The organism is Duganella rhizosphaerae, assembly GCF_040364205.1.
In the GTDB taxonomy this organism is placed as follows: Bacteria; Pseudomonadota; Gammaproteobacteria; order Burkholderiales; family Burkholderiaceae_D; genus Rugamonas; species Rugamonas rhizosphaerae.
Genome location: NZ_BPWK01000009.1, coordinates 23,027 through 43,716 on the forward strand (window position 1 = coordinate 23,027; position 20,690 = coordinate 43,716).

General features: G+C 62.0%; 17 protein-coding genes and 1 pseudogene. 11 read left to right on the forward strand and 7 right to left on the reverse strand.

The window, feature by feature from the left end; all coding sequences use genetic code 11:
* The first annotated feature begins 84 nt into the window (after window positions 1-84).
* The gene (locus tag RUGAMON1_RS19605) at window positions 85-1,476 is read left to right on the forward strand and encodes an MFS transporter (RefSeq protein WP_445232105.1); all 1,392 of its coding nucleotides are present in this window, start codon (window positions 85-87) and stop codon (window positions 1,474-1,476) included.
* Here the strand turns inward: RUGAMON1_RS19605 and RUGAMON1_RS19610 are convergent.
* Together RUGAMON1_RS19610 and RUGAMON1_RS19615 are read right to left on the reverse strand one after the other, a co-directional pair.
* On the reverse strand, window positions 1,448-3,529 hold the full coding sequence (locus tag RUGAMON1_RS19610; protein WP_445232106.1) for a carbohydrate-binding protein: 2,082 nt from the start codon (window positions 3,527-3,529) through the stop codon (window positions 1,448-1,450). The genes RUGAMON1_RS19605 and RUGAMON1_RS19610 overlap by 29 nt on opposite strands.
* 118 nt (window positions 3,530-3,647) lie before the next feature.
* Window positions 3,648-4,592, reverse strand: a complete 945-nt coding sequence (locus RUGAMON1_RS19615; RefSeq protein WP_445232107.1) for an alpha/beta fold hydrolase — start codon at window positions 4,590-4,592, stop codon at window positions 3,648-3,650.
* Window positions 4,593-4,903: 311 nt separating this feature from the next.
* Between RUGAMON1_RS19615 and RUGAMON1_RS19620 the strand changes: the two genes are divergently transcribed.
* Together RUGAMON1_RS19620 and RUGAMON1_RS19625 are read left to right on the forward strand one after the other, a co-directional pair.
* Entirely contained in the window at window positions 4,904-5,083 is a 180-nt protein-coding gene (locus tag RUGAMON1_RS19620; RefSeq protein ID WP_445232108.1) for a hypothetical protein, read from the forward strand.
* 3 nt (window positions 5,084-5,086) lie between these two features.
* Window positions 5,087-5,476: a hypothetical protein gene (locus RUGAMON1_RS19625; protein ID WP_445232109.1), complete on the forward strand. Its 390-nt coding sequence runs from the start codon at window positions 5,087-5,089 to the stop codon at window positions 5,474-5,476.
* Here the strand turns inward: RUGAMON1_RS19625 and RUGAMON1_RS19630 are convergent.
* Window positions 5,473-6,315, reverse strand: a complete 843-nt coding sequence (locus RUGAMON1_RS19630) for a hypothetical protein (RefSeq protein WP_445232110.1) — start codon at window positions 6,313-6,315, stop codon at window positions 5,473-5,475. The two genes, RUGAMON1_RS19625 and RUGAMON1_RS19630, sit on opposite strands and share 4 nt — an antisense overlap.
* 327 nt (window positions 6,316-6,642) lie before the next feature.
* Here RUGAMON1_RS19630 and RUGAMON1_RS19635 point away from each other — a divergent pair, with 327 nt between their 5' ends.
* From RUGAMON1_RS19635 to RUGAMON1_RS19650, 4 genes are all read left to right on the forward strand, one after another.
* On the forward strand, window positions 6,643-7,428 hold the full coding sequence (locus RUGAMON1_RS19635) for a hypothetical protein (protein WP_445232111.1): 786 nt from the start codon (window positions 6,643-6,645) through the stop codon (window positions 7,426-7,428).
* Window positions 7,429-7,505: 77 nt separating this feature from the next.
* Complete coding sequence (locus tag RUGAMON1_RS19640; RefSeq protein ID WP_445232112.1) at window positions 7,506-9,290, forward strand: hypothetical protein; 1,785 nt, start codon at window positions 7,506-7,508, stop codon at window positions 9,288-9,290.
* 119 nt (window positions 9,291-9,409) lie between these two features.
* Window positions 9,410-12,664, forward strand: coding sequence for an nSTAND1 domain-containing NTPase (locus RUGAMON1_RS19645; RefSeq protein WP_445232113.1), 3,255 nt, complete (start codon window positions 9,410-9,412; stop codon window positions 12,662-12,664).
* Window positions 12,665-12,676: 12 nt separating this feature from the next.
* On the forward strand, window positions 12,677-13,093 hold the full coding sequence (locus RUGAMON1_RS19650; RefSeq protein ID WP_445232114.1) for a hypothetical protein: 417 nt from the start codon (window positions 12,677-12,679) through the stop codon (window positions 13,091-13,093).
* A 157-nt stretch (window positions 13,094-13,250) separates the two neighbouring features.
* Here the strand turns inward: RUGAMON1_RS19650 and RUGAMON1_RS19655 are convergent.
* A pseudogene (locus RUGAMON1_RS19655) lies at window positions 13,251-13,370 on the reverse strand (helix-turn-helix domain-containing protein); the annotation flags it as partial.
* 83 nt (window positions 13,371-13,453) lie between these two features.
* Between RUGAMON1_RS19655 and RUGAMON1_RS19660 the strand changes: the two are divergent.
* The gene (locus RUGAMON1_RS19660; protein WP_445232115.1) at window positions 13,454-13,687 is read left to right on the forward strand and encodes a hypothetical protein; all 234 of its coding nucleotides are present in this window, start codon (window positions 13,454-13,456) and stop codon (window positions 13,685-13,687) included.
* Here the strand turns inward: RUGAMON1_RS19660 and RUGAMON1_RS19665 are convergent.
* Complete coding sequence (locus RUGAMON1_RS19665) at window positions 13,675-14,229, reverse strand: thymidine kinase (RefSeq protein WP_445232116.1); 555 nt, start codon at window positions 14,227-14,229, stop codon at window positions 13,675-13,677. The genes RUGAMON1_RS19660 and RUGAMON1_RS19665 overlap by 13 nt on opposite strands.
* A 218-nt stretch (window positions 14,230-14,447) precedes the next feature.
* Between RUGAMON1_RS19665 and RUGAMON1_RS19670 the strand changes: the two genes are divergently transcribed.
* The 3 genes from RUGAMON1_RS19670 to RUGAMON1_RS19680 are packed head-to-tail and all read left to right on the forward strand — an operon-like array spanning window position 14,448 to window position 17,579.
* Window positions 14,448-15,815, forward strand: coding sequence for a pyridoxal-phosphate dependent enzyme (locus RUGAMON1_RS19670; RefSeq protein ID WP_445232117.1), 1,368 nt, complete (start codon window positions 14,448-14,450; stop codon window positions 15,813-15,815).
* Between the two features lie 11 nt (window positions 15,816-15,826).
* A complete protein-coding gene (locus RUGAMON1_RS19675; RefSeq protein WP_445232294.1) occupies window positions 15,827-17,002 on the forward strand; it encodes a trans-sulfuration enzyme family protein in 1,176 nt (391 codons plus the stop codon).
* Window positions 17,003-17,042: 40 nt separating this feature from the next.
* The gene (locus RUGAMON1_RS19680; protein ID WP_445232118.1) at window positions 17,043-17,579 is read left to right on the forward strand and encodes an HNH endonuclease; all 537 of its coding nucleotides are present in this window, start codon (window positions 17,043-17,045) and stop codon (window positions 17,577-17,579) included.
* Here the strand turns inward: RUGAMON1_RS19680 and RUGAMON1_RS19685 are convergent.
* Both RUGAMON1_RS19685 and RUGAMON1_RS19690 read right to left on the reverse strand, forming a co-directional pair.
* Window positions 17,564-19,780: an acylase gene (locus tag RUGAMON1_RS19685; RefSeq protein WP_445232119.1), complete on the reverse strand. Its 2,217-nt coding sequence runs from the start codon at window positions 19,778-19,780 to the stop codon at window positions 17,564-17,566. The genes RUGAMON1_RS19680 and RUGAMON1_RS19685 overlap by 16 nt on opposite strands.
* Window positions 19,781-19,813: 33 nt before the next feature.
* Complete coding sequence (locus RUGAMON1_RS19690) at window positions 19,814-20,644, reverse strand: hypothetical protein (RefSeq protein WP_445232120.1); 831 nt, start codon at window positions 20,642-20,644, stop codon at window positions 19,814-19,816.
* Between the last annotated feature and the right edge of the window lie 46 nt (window positions 20,645-20,690).

Sequence of the window (20,690 nt, forward strand, 5' to 3'; positions counted from 1 at the left end):
GGCGTCAATTGCACACAATATAGTTGTACGACGTCTGACATCTAAGTTATGATCGCTTAAAAACCACCATAGCAAGGAGACCGCATGACACCGCAGCCAACCAAAGCGAGCCGGGTACGCTGGCTGATACTCGCCATCCTGTTCGCCGTTACCACCATCAACTACGCCGACCGCGCCACCATCGCGATCGCCGGGCCGGAACTGAAGAAGCTGCTGGGCCTGTCCCCGGTGCAGATGGGCTTTGTGTTTTCAGCCTTCGCCTGGTCCTACGTGCTGGCGCAACTGCCGGGCGGCTGGCTGCTGGACCGCTTCGGTTCCAAGCGCACCTATTTTTTCAGCATCTTCCTGTGGTCCACTTTCACGATGTTGATGGGCACCGTCGGCTTCCTCACCGGCGCCGCCGCAGTCACGACGCTGTTCTTCCTGCGCTTGCTGATCGGCGCCGCCGAAGCGCCCTCTTTCCCCGGCAACAGCCGGCTGGCCTCGGCCTGGTTCCCGACCGCCGAACGCGGCACGGCGGCGGCCATCTTCAACTCGGCCCAGTATTTCGCCACGGTGCTGTTCGCGCCGCTGATGGGCTGGCTGGTCCACAGCTTCGGCTGGGAAAGCGTGTTCTACGTGATGGGTGGCCTCGGCATCGTCATGGCCTTCATCTGGCGCAAGACGGTCTACGGCCCGAAAGACCACCCGGCCATCAACGCGGCCGAGCTGGACTACATCGCGGCGGGCGGCGCGCTGGTGGATTTGGAAAGCAAGGACAAGGTCGCCGCCACCACCACACTCGACACCTGGTCCTGCATCCGCCAGCTGCTGGGCAACCGCATGTTGTTGGGCGTCTACATCGGCCAGTACTGCATCAACACGCTGACCTATTTCTTCCTGACCTGGTTCCCGGTCTACCTGGTCACCGAGCGCCACATGACGATCCTGAAGGCTGGCTTCGTGGCCGCGCTGCCGGCGGTGGCGGGTTTCCTCGGCGGCGTGCTGGGCGGCGTCATCTCCGACCGCATGATCAAGTCCGGCAAGTCGCTGTCGATGGCGCGCAAGACGCCCATCGTCGGCGGCATGCTGCTGGCGATGTCGATGATCGTCTGTAACTACGTCGATGCCGACTGGCTGGTGGTGCTGGTGATGTCGCTGGCCTTCTTCGGCAAGGGCATCGGCGCGCTGGGCTGGGCCGTGGTGGCCGACACCTCGCCCAAGGAAGCCGGCGGCATGAGCGGCGCGCTGTTCAACACCTTCGGCAATACGGCCGGCATCACCACGCCGATCGTGATCGGCTACATCCTGCAGGAGACCGGCTCGTTCGCCGGCGCGCTGGTGTTCGTCGGCGCCAACGCCGCCGTCACCGTGCTGTGCTATGTGCTGATGGTCGGCGAGATCAAGCGTTTCGAATTCAAGACGCCGGTGCTGCGCCATGTCGCCGACGCGGCACCGGCCGCAAGCGCTACTGCGCCGTCAACGACCACCAGTTGATGTTCCAGCCGCCGGCGCGGGCGAAGATCGCCAAGTCCTGCTGGCCCGCCGTCAGGTAGACGGTGCCGGTGACGGTGGTCCAGTTCTGCCAGCCGCCGGTGTTGGGCACCGCCAGCGCGGCCAGGTCGGTGGCGTTCTTGCTCAGCACCAGCTGGCCGCCGTTGTTCGGACTGGCCACGCGGAATTGCAGGTTGTACCAGCCCGTCTTCGGCACGTTGATCGGATAAGTCATCCAATCATTGGTGTCGATGTTGCCGACGTTGAAGCCGCCGCCGGTGTCGGTGGTGGTTTCCATGCGCATGCCGCTGTGGTTGCTGAACATCTCGGCCTCGATGCGCTGGCCGGCTTCTGCCTTCCAGTTCATCCAGTAGGCGATGCTCTCGTTGCGCACCAGCGCCTGCGTGCCGAAGCCGCGGAAGTAGCTTTCGATGGCGGCGTTGGTGGCGCTGCCCACATCCAGCGCGCCGAAGCCGCCGCCGTTGCTGCTGTTGCTGACCAGACCCCAGCCCCACGAACTGGTGTCGCCATTCGAGCCGCCGTAGCTGACCGTCTTGTACGCCCAGCTGGTCGCGGCCCAGCCGTACGTATTGTAGATGTCGTAGGTCTTGCGGGTGATCTGGCCGCCGTAGCTGCCGGTCAGCGTCCACGGCTGGAACTCGCCAATCAGGAACGGCGTGTTCAGCGCGGTCAGCTTGTTGTTCCAGTCGCAGCTTTCGCCGGTGCCGCTGGTATTGCAGTGCAGCCAGGTCGCATGCATATTGGCCTGCGCGGTGGCACCCTGCACTTCGTTCCATCCCCACAGGCCGGGATAGAAGTGCATCCAGAAGGCCACGTTGCTCAGGCCGCGCGTGTTGGGATTGCCGTAGGCGTCGATGCCGGAGTTATGGCCGGGCAGCAGGATCACGTGGTTGGCGTCCTTCGCCCGCACCACGTTGAACAGCTCGTAGGCGAAGTTGGCCAGCGTGGTGGCGTCGGTGCCCCACGGTTCGTTGAGCAGGTCGTAGGCCGCCACCGAGGTGCGGTTCTTGTAGCGGCTGGCGATCATGTCCCACAGCCATTTGGTGCGGTCGCGGTAGGTGGTGTTGGTCCACATTTCCGCCGCGCCGGCGCAGCCGTCGTGCTGCTCGCTGGCCGCCGCCTGGCCGCCGACGGCGCCGTGCAGGTCGAGGATCACATACATGCCGCGCTTCTCGGCCTCGTTGATGGCGTAGTCCAGGTATTTCCACGCGTCGGCGCGCAGCGTGTACGGATGGGCGTCATCCTCGACCAGGCTGTACAGGAACGGCACGCGCACCACGTTCATGCCCATGCCCTTCATCAGATCGAAGTCGCGGGCTGTGATCCAGCTGTCGCGGAAGACCGACATCAGCCGTTCCTTTTCCGCCGCGCCGAAGCGGCCGGTCAGCGCCGACTCCAGATGGCACTGGTCGCCGATGCCGGCGCCGTTGTTGGACAGGTTGGAGTTCATCATCCACATCTCCAGCGCCAGCCAGTTGCCCAGGTTGACGCCGCGCAGGTTGACGCGGTTGCCGGCGTTGTCGACCCAGTACTTGCCGTTCTGCCGTATCGCCGGCAGCGCCACGCCGGTGGTCTCGGGCGTGAAGTTGATCCAGTTGAGGTTGAATCCGCCGGCGCGCGCCTGCACCGTCAGGCTCTGCGGGCCGGCCGCCAGGAACACGTGCGAGCTGACGGTGACCCAGTTCTGCCAGCCGCCGGTGTTGGGCAACGCGGTGGTCTCGCCGATGGCCTTGCCGTTCTGCGCCAGCACCACCTGCCCGCCGCCGGTGGCCGAGGCCACGCGGTACTGCACGCTGTACCAGCCGGCGCTGCCGGGGTTGACCGAGTAGGTCATGCTGTCGTTGGTGTCGATCCAGCCGACGTCGCTGCCGCCGCCGGTGTCGGTGGTGGCTTCCAGCGCGACGCCGGTCATGCTGGTGTAGCTTTCCGCCTCCAGCTTGCCCGGCAAGGCGGTTTGCGCGTGGCCCGCGCCGGCAACGGCCAGCCCGGCAAGGGCCAGCACCCATTTGATGCGGTGATGCAGTGTCGTCTTCATTTAGTCTCCGATGGTTTTTGTGATGAAGGACCGCAGTACAAATTGTGGAAGCGCTTCCACAATAGAATGGAAACGTTACCAAATTTGTATGAAAACTATACCACGATGGTTGCGAAGGTCAATCCCCGATGTGTTGTCGTGCGGCGCCGGCCACCGCCGCGACGCTGCTGTCATACGAAAAGCCATGCTGCTGAAGGATGTCCACCAGTTCCTCCGGCGTGCTGCCCAGCTTGATGTTCTCGGCCACCCAGGCGCGCCAGACCGGTGTGATGGTGAGCGGCTCCGGCGCCAGCTCGATGCCGGTGATGATCGCCGCCAGCAGTGCGTTGATACGCTTGGTGTCGATCAGATGCTGCACCACCGCGTGGCCCGAATACGGATACGGATACAGCGTGCAGTTACCCATCGCCGCCAGGCGGTGGGCATGCATGGCGTCGAGGTTGACCGACTCGGTGGAATTGGGCTGGTCCGGCTTGGTGCCGAACGCGATATGCACGCGGGTCTGCCCGCCTGTCTGATTCCTGTCCCGCCCCAGCGCCGCCAGATCGTAGTAGCCCGAGGCCGGCGGATTCTGTTCGAGCGCGCGCATCACGGCGATCCAGCGGCGGTCGTGATAGAGCAGCGCCTGCCGCACGTCGAGGAAGGACAGCGGCCCGAAAGCGATCACCTGCTGCACGTCGAGCAGCAGACCGAACATGACGGCCGCATAAGCGCCCATCGACTGGCCGATGGTCACCACCTTGCTCGGCTTGATCGCGGCGATCAGCGCGCGCAGCGTTTCCACCGTGTCGTCGGGATGGTCGCCCAGGCCGGCAATGGAGCGGTGATACCAGCTGTTGCCGGAATCGCGCACCAGGATCTTGTTGAGATGCCGCCCACTGACCTGCTCCAGCTTTTTCAGGCGGCCAAAGAAATCGAATTCCGGCCGCGTCTCCCACGACACGAAGCCGAAGGCGATCACCAGGATTTCGCCGGGCACGACGCGGTCGATCAGCACGTCCTCGGTACTGGTCTTGACGCGCCGGTTATCCAGCGCAGGCACATCGGTGATGCTCAACGACATCGGTGACGCTCCCCATCTTCATCTCATCCGGTATGGCAGGTGAAACGCCCGCCAGCTTTCCTCGTAGCATCTGGCGATGTTATATTATTTGAAACCGCAATTCAATTGGAGAGAAGAATGGAGCTATCTGAATTCAAAGAACTTATGGCTGGTTGTCGGGATTTTCTGGAAACGAAACAGCCCGCGCCAAATGAGCTTGCGCAGCCGACAGAGGAAGGGCGGCGCCCGCTCCTTGCTCTGTGAAGTGCATGATGCCCGCTACCGGCAGCGAACCGACGATACCTTGTATCCCAATCAACCAACTTGTGTAAATGCCGTGTAACGACCTAGCTCCAGAGAGCGAGGCAAAGTCTGCTTTCGCTGCAGTTGAATACACGCCCAACTCGGTCGACATCCTCACGGACCAAGGCAACCTCGCGCGCAAGGGCTTCATCCTCGACGCCGACCTGGGCAAGATGACACTACGGAATATGATCGACCATTGCAGCTGACCGATGCTGGAAGATCCAGGCAAGGTTCACATCAAGCTCGAAGCGAAGCTGGTCGGCTTGCTGACCAACCCCGAGGCTTATAAGGATGAGCCGCCCGTGTCCGCACCCGCCCGCCGAACCGCGATTGTGAACGACGAAATGCCAGGCCGGATCGAGATCGACTGCGATACTGCGAAAGTGGTGGGGTTGCTGACGGACAACGATGCGATAGGTGATGCCCGTAAGCGGGGCGTCCTTTACGCGCCGTATTGCATCTGGAGCCCCCACGACTACGTGCCTGCAAACAGGATCACTTCGATCGACGATTTGACCAAGCCCATGGTCGTCGCCCGGATGAGGCGCTATGAAGAAGCCGTGGGACCAAACGAATGGCTGGCTAGCGCGGTATTCTAGCGCAGCTGCATCTGGTTAATGGCGCCTGCGTAAAGCTGAGCCAATGCCAAGTCGTCACAGAAATGATCATACAGCCAGATGAATCCGCCTGAAATACCACATGACTGGCTCCAGGCCGACATCGCGCTCCCAACTTGATCGGGGCTGCAGCTCTCGTCCGCCAAACCGGGATAGACCGGCACCGATCCGAAATTCCAGCCCGAACATGGCGACTGACCGGCGCCGCCCGCATAGCACTGCAGGTGAACAACTGTCACTGTGCCGGGGCGCTGCGTGTTGATGCTGGCGGCAACGGCGGTCCAGAAGTCATTGATCTGGTACGGGCACAGGCTCACCTCGAAACCGAGATCGCCAAGCATGACAGCGAAACGAGTCATCGAATCGGCGTCATAGCAATTTTCATCATCAAAGTCGATCGCATCCACACAGGGAAATGCCGTCTTCAATGCCTGGAAATTCTTATAGAGAATGCTGTCGGGCCCGGTTCCCTGCGCATTAATCAGCGCCATGATCGTCTGAAACACGCCGAAATTGGAAGATCCGACCGAAAACGTCAGGCGCGTAATTCGTGATGGCGCCGCTTTTAGCGATGCCATCGCTGCCCGAAAATCGGCATAAGTGGCGTCGCCAATATAAACGCCATTCGCGACCAATGGAAATTCCTGATTGAAATTCAAATCGCCGGAATTATCGATGCTGATGTTCCAAACGATAACCTCGGAAAATCCAGAATTTTTCAAATTGGGAATCGCTGTGGCGCCATTCTTGTAAATCGGCCCTCCACCGTAAACACCTGAAATAACCGGGTCTTGCTTATGCACTTTCTTTTCGGTATGCATGACAGTTCCTTTTCTTGGGGCGTTGATAGGGAATATTGAATCCATGAGGTGTTGCCAAATCATTATATGAAAGAAACCATGATTTAGGATAGCTGCGCATTTCAATCAGAATAAAATAAGCCATGGAATTTTTAATTTTTCCTTTAAAAACAAATACTTGAAAATGGTAAGACTACCGTAAGGTATGAAATAACCATTTCAACTAATGTTCATCCCGGAATCAGCAGCGATGTAAATCAATGTTCTCCACAGCATGTGTGGCGTTCATCGATTTATCGCAGCCCCATGTTCCAATTCCATTCAATCAACCCAAAGATAGGAAATATCATGTCCGCCAATGACTTTCAAAGTGACGTCCATCAGGCAGTCGATCTCGGCTTTGCCGCAGCCGATTTGATTTCCAGTTTTTTCTCCAGCCAGGCCAAGGTGCGCCGGTATAATCGCCATGTCTTGCACACCGATGCAAATGGCTCGCAAGTCACGCTCAGTCTCGATCAAAACAACCAGCCGGTACTGGCTTGCACCGGGCCTACCACCACCACGGCGGTCATCGTCCCAACCACGACGCAAACGCAAGCGATTCCGATTCCTGCCGGCCAGGTCGCCGCTCAGCCTATTATTCTCGCAGGGCAAACGCAGATCCCCTTCAGCCAATTTCCCAACTTTACCAAGGGAATGATCACCGCAACCCAGGTCGATACCAACACGGCCGGCGGCGCTAACACCACCCCCATCTGCGCGACAACCTTGCGCGACTTTAGCGATGCCCAACAAGTTCCTCTGCTGTTTGAGGCGGACGGGACAACACCGCAGCTGTCCCTCGACGTGGGGACCAGTTCATTCACGTTGTATAACGCCGATCCGAACAATTCCTATAATTATTCTGCGACCATCACCACTACCAGCCCCAATCAGACCTTCACCCTGCTCGGTCAAGTTGGTACCGGTGGACAGACAACCACCCAGTTCCCCGACAACATCGGGGCGACCGTGATTGGCCAAATGACCATCGTGGTTGCGACAGTCGCCCAAACTTCGCCCACGGGTCCGGGCTATCAACTGTCGCCAACATCCGGTTCCGTTCCTTACGTCCCACCAAGCAACAACATGTAAGCCAAAGCGCCCCACGGGCCGATGCCGGGCCCGTGGAGTTGCTGCGATCCGCACTTATCGACAAAAAAGGAACTGTCATGACCATTACGCTCAACACGATTCTTGCTGAAGGGGATTACACCATCGAAAATGCCCAAGGAACGATCGTCGACTATGCAAATCCAGTCTGGACACCGGCGTTGAACGTCGCGGACGGAAATAGCAATTCCTACTACCCCGCACTATTTGAATCCGGTCACACACAATCAGTACTGCAACTCGGCATGACGCTGGGCCCCGAATTCCAAAACATCAGCATCCACATGCTTGGTGTATGGAACGGCGCAGTCGTGTTCCAGAGCGATTCCAGCAACGGCAGCGTCGGCGCCTGGTCACCCCAGGCCCACTTGCTGAACACGGTACCCGGGCTGGCCCGCGTTGCTGGCGATTTTGGCTGGTATGTCGTGAACGAAGTCGATGGCAGCCAGAGCTACCTGGCCACCACCAGACTGGAACTGACCTGGATCTACCAGGAACCGGCCGATTTCTACAACGGCATCAGCCAGTCGCTGGTCCTGCGTCCCCTGTTCGCCCAACTCAACGGTGCGACCATGGCGGACATCGTCGCCAATGTGGCCGATTACGCCTACTTTGGATTCAACAAGACTTACGACGTGCAAGCCGGCGGACCGCATTTCGTCGCCGGACCGTATGGCGGAAGCTTTCAGCTGGGCCAGTACCTGTCCCTGGGGACGCAGCAGCAAGTCAATTGCTATGATCAAGCCGGCATCGTCCAGATCTTGTTGGGCAGCCTAGGCTTGCCCAGCGCATGGGCGTACATGAATCCCTTCGGTTTTATCAATACAACCGATTTGATCGGCACCGGCCTCTGCAACAATCCCTTTTATGGCTCCAACAACACCACGCCGGTTGTCTCCGAAAACGATCCCTACCGAACCAGCTTTGGAAATCATGCCTTTGTTCTATTCAACAACATGGTGATCGATGCCTGCGCGGGACCGCACACTGGCGCGGAATCGCTCAATGCCTATATCAACGCGGCCATCGACACCCAGACCACGCTTCCGGGCAACACCGGCACGGCGGCCGACGTGAGCGATGAAGCTGGCATCAGCTCGCTCAGCATGGCGCTACCGGCGTCCGAAGATCCTGAATATATTGGCAGCCTGAAAAAACTGCTGGGGCCAAGGGACCGGCTGCTTGCGGCCCTGCCCGACTCGACGGCACTGGTCAACTGGGCCCAACTGATGCAGGACCTACGCAGCGATTTCCAACTCACACTGGTACACCACGGCGCCATCGCCGCCACGGATGGCGTACTGGCCAGTTGGCTTCTAGAACGGGAACAGGCGGTGCTCGAAGTCAGGGTATTTCGGGCAAAAAATCGCCTTGTCGCGCTGTCACGCGCGATTGATTATCTGGCGGCGTTCCAGCACGATCCTGCAGCGTGTTTAATGCCGGCACCCAGTTTCGGCGCCGCAGGCTTGCAAACGGCGGATCAGAGCCTGGTCATCTTCATACACCGCAACGCCTTTGTCGTGGTGTCCGGAATGGGCATCGGTGCAGGTGCGATCGCCAGCCGCATTCATGCTGCGCTTGACGGCGCGCCGCTGGTCCCGCACACGATAGGCTATCAGACCACCCGGCTGTCCCTGAACGTCGGCGACCGGCGCGCGCTGGCACGCGATCAGCAAACTACCCACAGCCTGACCGGAAACGCCATCCGCATTGCCGCGCGCGATCACCAGGAACTGCAGATAGTCGCACGCAAGGTGGGGAAAAGTCGTTTGTTGCTATCCAGGATAAACGAAGCAAGCTTGGATCTTAATCTGCAGGACTTCGATATTCAAGTGCTTCCATAGCAAGATGACGCATCCAGTAAGACAGCAAAATCACTATGAGTTGTGGTGTTTGCAATCTTACTGAGTTAGCATATAAGAGGGCATCCAAGTCCCCATCTGCGCATTCAATGAAGGCAAAAATGAAAAACAGCAGTTTTTACTTCGGCGAGTGGGAAGTCAATCCTGCCAGTAATGCCATTACATGCAAGGAGATCCAGCGTCAGATAGAGCCGCGCGCGATGGATGTGCTCGTCGCGCTGTGCAGGAATCCCAACACCGTGCTCAGCGCCGAGGACTTGCTGCGTCAGTGTTGGGGCAACGTTTTGCATGGCGACAATCCCGTGTACAAGACGATCGCGCAATTACGCCGCGTGCTTGACGACGACGCCAACGAGCCGATGTATATTCAAACGATACGCAAGCGCGGCTATCGTACCGTCGCGGCCGTCGTTGCCGGACCGGAGCCGGAGCCGAACTGGCAGTCGGGGTCGCCGTTCCGCGGTTTGCTATCCTTCGACGAAGCACATGCGTCCGTCTTTTTCGGCCGCGGCGACGCCACCTATCGCCTGCGCCACGCGCTGGCGGCACAAGTCCAGGCCGGGTTCGCCTTGCAACTGGTGCTGGGCCCCAGCGGCTCTGGCAAGAGTTCGCTGGTGTTGGCCGGATTGCTACCGCAACTGCTGCGCGAAGACGCCAGCACCCCCTCCACCAGGATATGCAGCGCCGTCAGTTTCGACCTGGGCGAAATGACGGAGCAAGACCTGTTCACTTCGCTCGCCAGCGCCCTGCTGGACTGGGAAGTCGATGACGCCGCGCTTTTTCCGGGTACCAGTGCGCACTTGCTTGGTATGCGCCTGTTGCAAAACAGTGCCATCGTCGTCGCGGAACTGGCACAAAACCTGCTCGCCTCGGAACACACGCGCTGCGCCTTGTTCATCGACCGCTTGGAGGCGCTGTTCGTGCTGCCGGGTATCACGTCCGACATCCGCGATGCTTTCCTGAAAACGCTTGAGACTTTTGCTCGCAGCAAGACCGTGCTGGTCATCGCCGCATGCCGCAACGATTTTTATGCGCGCATCGCCGACGCTCCAGTTCTCATGGAAGGAAAGGAACGCGGCGCCCATTTCGACCTGCCGCCACCGACCTCTACTGAAATCGCACAAATCATCCGCTGGCCCGCGCGCGCAGCCCAGCTCAGTTTTGGCGCCATCCCCGGCACCAATCTGGACTTGGCCGACGTCCTGTGCGAAAGCGCGGTCCACAGTCCCGACGCCCTGCCCCTGCTGCAGTACACGCTGCAAGAGCTGTATTGCCTGCGCAGCGCCGATGGGGAACTCGGTTTTGACAGTTTCCTGCAACTGGGCGGCATTGAGGGTGCCATCGGCAAACGTGCCGAAGGCGTCGTCAGCTCGCTCAGCGACGCCCAGCGCGCGACGCTGCCACATGTGCTCTCGCTGATCGTCACCATCGGCATCCAGGAGGACAGCGTCACCAGCCAACGCGCGCCATGGTCGGCGCTCGATACGGCTGCGGCGCGCAGCACCGTCGATGCCTTCGTCGAAGCCAGGCTGCTGGTGAGCGAACTGGTACACGGCGAAGCCGCCTTTGGCGTGGCACACGAGGCGATCCTGCGGCGCTGGCCGCGCGCCGTCGCCTGGATCGAGGACCATCGCGACGCCTTGCGCGTCCGCGCGCGCTGCAGCACCCTGTGCCGACGCTGGCTGGCCGATGGCCGGCCCGACGACCTACTGCTCCCGAAAGGCAAGCTGCTCGACGAAGCCGCCAACTTGCTGACGCTGGCGGCGCTGTCGTTGTCGAACGACGAGAGCGACCTGATCCGGGCATCGCAACGCAAAGCCCGCCGCAGCACCAGGATCCGCAACGGCGCCATCATCGCCATCGTGATTCTGGCCCTGCTGGCGATCTTGCTGGGCCTCAGCGCAGCAATGGAGAAGCGGGTCGCCGAGCAGCGGCGCGCCGAGGCCGAGGGCCTGATGGAGTTCATGCTGGGCGACTTCGCCGACAAGCTGCGCCCGCTTGGCCGGCTCGACCTGCTCGACAGCGTCAGCGCCAAGGCCTTGAGCTATTTGTCACTCGCCCGCGAAGACGACGCCGCCGGCATGACCCGGCGCGCCAAAGCCTTGCAGCAGCTGGCCGAAGTACAGATCGCGCGCGCGGCGCCGCAGGCGGCCATCAAAGCCTTGCTGGCAGCGCGTGTGATCTTGCTGCAGCAACAGGCCGCCCTGCCGCAGGAACGCCATATCCTCATGAACCTGGGCGCCAACTCTTTCTGGCTAGGCCAACTGCGGTTCGACCAGAGCGATTGGGCCGCGGCAGAGACGTACTTTCGCGAGTACCAGCAGTACAGCGACCGTGTCCATGCGCTGGAGCCGGACGCGGTCGATGCCTGGATGGAGCAATCCTATGCGCACAATAGCCTGGGCTCGTTGGAACTGCGGCGCGGCAATGCACGCAAGGCGGCGGCCGAGTTCCTTATTTCAATCGAGTTGAAGCAGAAAGCCCGGCGCAAGGCCCCGGCCAACCCCGCGCTGCTGGCGGAACTGGCCGACAGCATATCCTGGGCCGCCACCGCTGAAGAAACCAGTGGCCAGTTGGCCGCCGCCACGGCGCTATATGAGCAGCAGCGAAAAATGATTGCCGATATCGTGGCTGGCGCGCCGTCCGACGCCCTGTGGAAATATCGATGGGCCGTCGCCGACCAAAACTTAGCGCGCCTTGCCCTGGCGCAGGGCCGTGACGCCGACGCGCTGGACGCGCTTGAACGATCCCGGGAACTGTTCAACGCCGTTGTCAAACAAGAGCCAGAGAACCAGATCTGGAGCGCAAATCGCCTGTTTGTCGAGCTTGAAATTTGGCGCCTGAAGGCGCGCACCGCACCGCCGTCCACGGTGCTACAGGCAATGACCGCCCTGAGCGAACGAGCCGAAGCCCTGCACCACATGGATCCCAAGCGTCACGAGTGGACCCGCCAGGCGGCGCTGGCGCAGCGCTACTTGGCCGAGGCACTGCAACGCGCGCGGCGCGCCGATGCGGCGCGCGCAACGATCCACATGGCGGTGCAACGGCTTGCCGAGCTCAACGGGCAAAACGGCGCCGACCTCTACACGCGCGAGGCATGGGCCGATGCGCTGGTCGCGCAGGCCGACATCGAGCGCATGCTCAACGCGCCGCACGCCGTGCGCGACAGTTGCAACAGCGCGCGTGAGGTCTTGCGCGCCGATGTTCCAGGCAATTCAGATTTCCGCATACTCGATCCGTGGGTCAGGGCAAGCCTTTGCCTAGGCTTGGTGGCGGAAGCACAAGAGAGCAAGACACGTTTGCTTCACATCGGCTACCGCGATGCCGAGTATCTCCACATCGTCGAATCACATTGAAAGGAACATCGTATGACTTCAGAGCGCAATTCCAACAACCCGGTGGTTTCAGTTACCGTCACCGTCTACTATGTGGGGCAACAAGGCAATTCCCCCAGTGGCGAATACCTGTTTTTCCTGAGCCAGGATGTGGTCCACGTGACGCAGCCCCAGACCGAAATCCACTACAACCTTTCTGCCGACACAGTGGCGCGCGGGATCCGCTTTACCGGCTACTTCGCGACCGACTCGCACAAGCAAGTCGCCGCCCTTCCGGGATCGATACCCAAACCGGGCGAAGAACTGCTGACCGAATCGATCAAACTGATCCATGCGAACGATAGCGAATCCCTGCTGGTCAGGGTGTCGCTGCAGGTAACTGAGCTGCAGGCCCGCCATCGGCGCGGCGGACTCGATCCTCAGATCACCAACGTGCCGAGCCCTCATTGAGATCGGCGCCCTGACCCGAGCGACCGCGCGCTAAAAGAGCTGGAGGCAATGCGTCGCGTGCCTGAGCCAGGCCGCGACTCAGATGGCTTATCTGTCAGTCCCAGCCAAGGCCGCCGCCAACCGTTCGGAGGCTGGTAGGCTGGTGGGCAAACAGGACTACCGCGCTCGCGGAACGGCAAAGACGTTTGGCTATGGCGCGCATGCTGCAGTGGTCGTCACGCATCAGCATGACGACTGCACGGTCGTGTTGTGTTATATGGATATAGTTTCTTGGCATGGCAGCACCCTACAATAAATGGGTGTTGCACTTGGTACTTGAGAACACCAAGTTTTCGAATTTACCGGCCTCTATCGGGCACATTGGAAAAACTGCTCGGTGACGGCATGTCATCAGTTGGGTTTAAACAGTTTGAACGCTACACCACCGGATTGCTCGCGGCGATGGGCGCCGGCGGAGAAGACTCGCCCTTCAAGATGATCGTTCGGACCGGCGACCGCTGGTTTTCTTTTGCCTGCACACTGGGCCAGGCAAGCAAGGCATTCACTCACCCCGGCCCTGATACCGCCGCCGCCAAATCCACTCACTCCGTATAGAAGCAACGCCCGCAAGCCTGGCGGTAGCTCTCGTTGCCACCGATGCTGATCTGCTCGCCTTCCTTCATGCGCTTGCCGTTCTCGTCGACGCGAATATTCATGGTCGCCTTCTTGCCGCAAGTGCAGATGTTCTTCAACTCTTCGATATCGTCGGCCAGCGCCAGCAGATAGGCCGAGCCGGGGAAAGGCTCGCCACGGAAATCCGTGCGCAGTCCGTAGGTGATCACGGGAATGCCGCGCACCTGCGCCAGCTGGTGCAACTGCTGCACCTGCACCGTGCTGAGGAACTGCGCCTCGTCGATCAGCAGGCAGGCGATTTTCTGGTCTATCAGTTCGAGGAAATTAGTGCTGGCGTCGAACACTTCCGTCTGCCGCTGCGGACCCAGCCGCGACGTCACCTGGCCCACGCCGTAACGGTTGTCGATGGCGGCGGTGAACAGGCGCACCTGCTGCCCCTGCTCTTCATAATTGTGCGCCACTTGCAACATCGCAGTGGACTTGCCTGCGTTCATCGCAGAATAACGGAAATAAAGTTTAGCCACTACTACCCCTTTTTGAAGTGCGGGATTATAAACCGCCGCTTCATAAAAAGGAGCATACTTGCTTTTCCTGCAGCATGGTGAAACCGGTATTTTTTCTGCATATGCAAACTCGGAAACATTCCTTTCCAGCGCCTACAGAGCGGCCTACCATCCGCTCTTTACAAAAAAGCACGAGCGGACACAATTCGCCCGTGCCCACAGTTCGCAAGGAGAACCGCATGCCCACCCCCGCATTGTTTAAGCTCATCGGCAACACGCCTCTGGTCCAGGTCACCCGCCTGGACACCGGCCCCTGCCAACTATTCCTCAAGCTCGAATCGCAGAACCCCGGCGGTTCGATCAAGGATCGCATCGGCCTGTCCATCATCGAAGCGGCCGAGGCCGACGGCCGCCTGAAACCGGGCGGCACCATCATCGAGGCCACCGCCGGCAATACCGGCCTGGGCCTGGCGCTGGTCGGCCGCCTCAAAGGCTACCGCGTGCTGCTGGTGGTCCCGGACAAGATGTCGACCGAAAAAGTGCTGCACCTGAAAGCGCTGGGCGCCGAAGTGCGCACCACCCGCTCCGACGTCGGCAAGGGCCATCCCGAGTACTACCAGGATTACGCCGCGCGGCTGGCGCGTGAACTGCCGGGCGCCTTCTTCGCCGACCAGTTCAACAATCCGGCCAATCCGCTGGCGCACGAAACCACCACCGGCCCGGAGATCTGGGAGCAGATGGGACATGAAGTGGACGCCATCGTGGTCGGCGTCGGCTCGTCCGGCACCCTGACCGGCTTGACCAATTACTTCCGCAAGGCCGCGCCCCACGTGGCATTCGTTCTGGCCGATCCCAAGGGCTCGATCCTGACCGAGTACGTCAACACCGGCCACGTGTCCGACACCAGCGGCTCGTGGGCGGTGGAAGGCATAGGCGAAGACTTCATTCCATCGATCGCCGACCTGAGCGGCGTGCGCAAGGCCTACACCATCACCGACCAGGAAAGCTTCGACAGCGCCCGCAGCCTGCTGCGCGCCGAGGGCATCCTGGGCGGTTCGTCGACCGGCACCTTGCTGGCCGCCGCGCTCAAGTACTGCCGCGAGCAGACCACGCCCAAGCGCGTCGTCACCTTCGTGTGCGACACCGGCACCCGCTACCTATCCAAGGTCTACAACGACGGCTGGATGCACGACCAGGGCCTGCTGCGGCGCGAGCCGCTGCACGACCTGCGCGACCTGATCGGCCGCCGCTACGACGAGGGCGATGTCGTCAGCGTCTCCCCCGCCGACACCCTGCTGGTCGCCTTCAACCGCATGCGCAGCGCCGACCTGGCGCAGTTGCCGGTGCTGGAGAACGGCAAGCTGGTCGGCATCATCGACGAATCGGACCTGCTGCTCAAGGTCGACAACCACGCCGAACAGTTTTCCAGCCTGGTCGGCGCCACGATGACGTCCCGCCTCGAAACGCTGCATCCCAGCGCCAGCGTGCAGGCTTTGCGCAGCACGCTGGACCGCGGCCTGACCGCCGTGGTGGCCGACGGCGACGCCTTCTACGGCCTGATTACCCGCTTCGATTTGCTGAACCACCTGAGAAGGACTTTATCTTGAGCGACCAACATCTGAAAAGCCACAAAAAAGCCGCCCTGGCCACCCGCGTGATCCACGCCGGCCAGTCGCCCGACCCGTCGACCGGCGCCATCATGCCGCCGATCTACGCCACCTCCACCTTCGTGCAGGACAGCCCGGGCGTGCACAAGGGACTGGACTACGGCCGCTCGCACAATCCCACCCGCTGGGCGCTGGAGCGCTGCGTGGCCGACCTGGAAGGCGGCGCGCAGGGCTTCGCCTTCGCCTCCGGCCTGGCGGCGATATCGACGGTGCTGGAACTGGCCGACGCCGGCTCGCACATCATCGCCGGCGACGACATGTACGGCGGCACCTACCGCCTGTTCGAGCGGGTGCGCCGCCGCAGCGCCGGCCATGACTTCACTTATGTCGACCTGACCAACCCGGAAAACCTGCTGGCCGCGATCAAGCCGGAAACCAAAATGGTGTGGGTCGAAACGCCGACCAACCCGATGCTCAAGCTGGCCGACCTGAAGGCGATCGCCAAGATCTGCCGCGAGCGCGGCATCATCGCCGTGGCCGACAACACCTTCGCCAGCCCGCTGGTGCAGCGGCCGCTGGAACACGGCTTCGACATCGTGGTCCATTCGACCACCAAGTATTTGAACGGCCACTCGGACATCATCGGCGGCATCGCCGTGGTGGGCGGCGAGCCGCACCAGAAAGAATGGTGCGAGCAGGTCGGCTTCCTGCAAAACTCGGTGGGCGCCATCGCCGGCCCGTTCGACAGCTTCCTGGCGCTGCGCGGCGTGAAGACGCTGGCGATCCGCATGGAGCGCCACTGCCGCAGCGCGCTGGAACTGGCGCGCTGGCTGGAGCAGCAGCCGGAAGTGCGCAAGGTCTACTACCCCGGCCTGGAATCGCATCCGCAACACGAACTGGCCAAGCGCCAGATGGACGGCTTCGGCGGCATCATCTCGATCGACCTGAAGACCGACCTGCCGGGCGCGCGCCGCTTCCTGGAAAGCTGCTCGGTGTTCGCGCTGGCCGAAAGCCTGGGCGGCGTCGAAAGCCTGATCGAGCATCCGGCGCTGATGACGCACGCCACCATCCCGCCGGCGACGCGCGCAAAACTGGGCATCGGCGACGGCCTGATACGGCTGTCGGTGGGAATCGAGGATATAGAGGATTTAAGGGCCGATATTCGCCGTTCGCTCGATGCGATTTAGGTGCTAGTATCCGGGAATTGCGTAATCAGCCCGAGACTTCATGGAATTCCTCTTAATCATCATTGGCGTATTGGCCATCGGCGCGCTGTACTCGCTCGGCGTGGCCAGCGCCAAGCCGGTGCCCGGCAGCGACTTCTACAAGGTGTCGAAGGACGGCCGCGTGCTGGCCTCCGGCGGCCCCAAAGTGACGGCGCTGCGGCCCAAGGTCACGCCGGACGGCTTGATGGTCAAGCTGCGCAACGGCAATCGCACCGGCGAGTTCCTGGTGCACGACCTGGTGGCCGAGGCGCACCTGCCCAATCCATCGGGCTTGAAGTGGGTGCGCCACAAGGACGGCAACCCGCGCAACAACAAGGTTGAGAATCTGGCGTGGAGCAAGGAGCCGGTCATCGAGCCCGTCACGGCGCCGGCGCCGCCTGCGGTTCCTGAAGCGCCGCAGACACGGTATGCCTCACCTGCGGCGCGCGCCGCAGCGGCAGCGCTGGCCGCGGCAGCGGCAGATGCGGCGGCAAGCTCCGCGCCGACGAAGACCATCGGCGATCGCCTGCCCGGCGGCGCGCCTCACTCACCCGGGTGATATTTGCGTTCCAGGTGCTTTTCCACGTCCGCCTTGTAGAACAACACGTCCTTGAATTCCCCGCGCGCGTACATCGCGGCCTGGTCGCTGAAATGCGGCGAGGCCGGATCGCCGCTCTCCCCGCCCGCCAGGATGCTGCGCGCCTTGATGCGCGGCCCGAACTCCACCGCCGCCACGAAGCTGTTGCCACGTTCGCCGTAGATTTTCTTGGTCTTGGTCTTGGACGTCATCCCATACGCCGCGAGCGACCCCCAGTTGGCTGACGCGAACGCCACCGGCAAACTGGGCTTGCTGTCGTCGAAAGGCTGGACGATGTCGCCGGTCAGGCGCTGGAAGCGATTGATCTCGCCCCACGGCGTCTGCCACGAGCCGAAGTCCGCCGCCAGCTTGGCCGACGCGCGCTCCAAGGCCTGCAAGCGCTGCTGCGGCGTGATCGCGGCCTGGATGTAGTCGAGCACCTGCACTTCGCGCGCCTTGGCCGCCGGACCGTAAGTGGCCGACAGGTCCTGCGCCCAGAAGATCGCCAGCGACGTCGGCACCGACTCCAGCGAGTAGCGCATGTCCCAGCCGCGCAGCGCGGCGATCTGCGGCGCCAGGCCGGCCTTGAGCGCGTCGCCCTCCGGCAGCTCGTCCCAAGCCGCGAACAGCTGCGGCAGCAGCGGCTCGAAGGCCGGCAGCTGCGTGTCGTAGGCGCTGGCGATCAGGCTGTCGAGCGTGAAGTTCTTCTTGTTCTCCAGCACCCGCACCGCGTGGATGCCGCGCGGGTTCTCCGGATTCATCGACATATAGGCCGGATAGTCGCGCGCCTTGGGGCTGTACGGGCCGGCCGCCGTGTAGGGCCAGTTGTTGGTGTTCTGTATCCAGCCGTTCTTCGGATTGAACAGCGTGATGGTGTCCTTCACCGCGTGCAGGCCTTGCCATTCGGTGGCCGGATCGCTGCCGTCGACCGGATGCTTCCAGTCGAACCTCGGGTCGCGCTTGGGGATGAAGTTCCCGTGGAAGTAAGCGATGTTGCCGTCGGCGTCGGCGTACACGGTGTTGTTGGACGAGTTGGTGCGCAGCTCCATCGCCTTGTAGAAGTCCTGGTAGCTGCGCGCCTTGGTGCGGATATACGATTGCGTCAGCGCCTTCAAGGGCTCGTTCATCAGCCGCACGGCGATCCACTTGCCGTCCTTGGCCCGTACGATGGGGCCGTGGTGGCTGTAGTAGACCTTGACCACCTTGCTGGCCATGCCGGCCACCGTCTTGTACGGCAGCGTGATGTCGACCGCCGTCAACGGCCGCAGCTCCTGGCCGTACTGGTAGTAGAACTGGCCGTCCTTCTCGCTGATGGTCTCCAGGTATTCGTCGATGACGTCGCCGCCGCCGGAGGTGTGCATCCAGCCCAGGCGGTCGTTGAAACCCTGGTAGACGAAGAACTGGCCCCAGGTCACGGCGCCGTAGGCATTCAAACCCTGCTCGCTGTGCACCTGCACTTCGGGACGGAAGTAGAACGAGGTGTGCGGATTAATCAGCAGCAGCGCGTGGCCGTCCTTGCTCAGCGCCGGCGCGATGGCGAAGCCGTTGGAGCCGCCCGGCTCCTTGTCCATGTCGACGCCGTCGCCGCGCGCCGACAGCAGTACCGGCGGCGCCAGCGGCAGTTTGGCGCCATTGGCGTACAGCTCCTGCAACTGCTTCAGGTCCACCGATTCGATGTCGCCGCCGATGCTGCCTTCGCTGAAGCTGAGCGCCATCCACGGCTCGAAGCGGGTGATCAGCGCCGGCTTCACGTCCGGGTGCGTGGCCAGGTAGTAGTTCAAGCCATCGGCATAGGCCACCATCAGTTTCTTCAGCCACGCCGGGCTCTTGGCGTACTGCGCCTGCAGATCCGCCGGGTTGATGAACAGCTTCATGCGCAGGTCGCGATACAACTCGGCCTCGCCTTCGACTTCGGCCAGCCGGCCCATGGCGTTGATGTAATTGAGCTCGACCCGCTTGAAGTCGTCCTCGGCCTGCGCGTACATCAGGCCGAACACGGCGTCGGCGTCGGTCTTGCCGTAGACGTGGGGGATGCCCCACTTGTCGCGCAGGATGGTGACGCGCTGGGCCGCCGCCTTCAGGCGCGCGGCCTCCGGCGCCGGCTTGGCCGCCGGGGGCGCCGCCACCGCCGTACCTGTCGCAACACTGGCAACACAACACATCAGGGCTAGGCTTGAACGCATCGACAGACTCCGGGCGGTGGGGGTAGGTACAACTTAGCTGGCGTCGACCAGCTCCGAGATCCGCAGTTGCAGCGCGGTGATTTCCGCCCGCAGCGCCGCGTTCTTTTCCTTCAGCGAGGCGTTTTCCGCGCGCAGCTCGTCGACCTCGGTCAACGGCCGGCCGTACTCGCCGCCACCCTCCTTGCCTTCCTTGGCGGGACGCGAGGCGGCGCGCAGTTCGCGCACTTCCTTGGCGGCCTTCTGCAACTCCTTCTTGCCGCCGGCGACCGCGGCCACCTGGTCGGCTTCCGGCAGCGAGGCCACGGTGGCGGCGGCGTTGATCGAGATGGTGCCGGAACGGACCGCCTCCACCAGCTCCGGCGTGGCCGTCTTCTGGATCTTTTCGATCTGGCTGATGGTGGCGCTGCTCAGGCGCGCGGCACGGGCGATGTCCTCGCGCGAGGTCAGCGGCATGGCGGCCGGCTTGGACTTGGGCGCCTCGCCCTCCGGCGGCGCGATGGCGGCATCCTCGGCGGCGGCCTGCACGGCCAGCTCGGCCACGCGGGCGGCGACGATTTCCTTCTTGCGCAGCGCCAGCACGCCGCGCTGGTAGTCGGAAATGCTGCGGCGGCCCAGGTTGTTATCGATCATCCACAGCTTGACGTCGTCCAGGTTGCGGAAGCTGGTGTTTTCCGTGACCTTGAACGGAATGCCGTGCTGCTGGCAGATCTGGTAGCGGTTGTGGCCGTCGACCAGCACGTCTTCCCACAGCACCAGCGCATCGCGGCAGCCTTCCACCAGGATGCTGCGCTCCAGCGCCGCGTATTCGGCCTCGGTCAGCGGTTCGATGTAGGCGCGCAACACGTCGTTAATTTTGATTTGCATAGTTATCCTCGAATTACCGGCGGGCCGGCGCCTGTGCGCCCGGCCA

Bases quoted from the DNA above. Each gene is read 5' to 3' on its own strand.
- RUGAMON1_RS19605 (WP_445232105.1), top strand. From the start codon at position 85: ATGACACCGCAGCCAACCAAAGCGAGCCGGGTACGCTGGCTGATACTC.
- RUGAMON1_RS19620 (WP_445232108.1), top strand. From the start codon at position 4,904: ATGCCGTGTAACGACCTAGCTCCAGAGAGCGAGGCAAAGTCTGCTTTC.
- RUGAMON1_RS19645 (WP_445232113.1), top strand. From the start codon at position 9,410: ATGAAAAACAGCAGTTTTTACTTCGGCGAGTGGGAAGTCAATCCTGCC.
- RUGAMON1_RS19615 (WP_445232107.1), bottom strand. From the start codon at position 4,592: ATGTCGTTGAGCATCACCGATGTGCCTGCGCTGGATAACCGGCGCGTC.
- RUGAMON1_RS19670 (WP_445232117.1), top strand. From the start codon at position 14,448: ATGCCCACCCCCGCATTGTTTAAGCTCATCGGCAACACGCCTCTGGTC.
- RUGAMON1_RS19650 (WP_445232114.1), top strand. From the start codon at position 12,677: ATGACTTCAGAGCGCAATTCCAACAACCCGGTGGTTTCAGTTACCGTC.
- RUGAMON1_RS19610 (WP_445232106.1), bottom strand. From the start codon at position 3,529: ATGAAGACGACACTGCATCACCGCATCAAATGGGTGCTGGCCCTTGCC.
- RUGAMON1_RS19690 (WP_445232120.1), bottom strand. From the start codon at position 20,644: ATGCAAATCAAAATTAACGACGTGTTGCGCGCCTACATCGAACCGCTG.
- RUGAMON1_RS19680 (WP_445232118.1), top strand. From the start codon at position 17,043: ATGGAATTCCTCTTAATCATCATTGGCGTATTGGCCATCGGCGCGCTG.
- RUGAMON1_RS19640 (WP_445232112.1), top strand. From the start codon at position 7,506: ATGACCATTACGCTCAACACGATTCTTGCTGAAGGGGATTACACCATC.
- RUGAMON1_RS19625 (WP_445232109.1), top strand. From the start codon at position 5,087: ATGCTGGAAGATCCAGGCAAGGTTCACATCAAGCTCGAAGCGAAGCTG.
- RUGAMON1_RS19685 (WP_445232119.1), bottom strand. From the start codon at position 19,780: ATGCGTTCAAGCCTAGCCCTGATGTGTTGTGTTGCCAGTGTTGCGACA.
- RUGAMON1_RS19635 (WP_445232111.1), top strand. From the start codon at position 6,643: ATGTCCGCCAATGACTTTCAAAGTGACGTCCATCAGGCAGTCGATCTC.
- RUGAMON1_RS19630 (WP_445232110.1), bottom strand. From the start codon at position 6,315: ATGCATACCGAAAAGAAAGTGCATAAGCAAGACCCGGTTATTTCAGGT.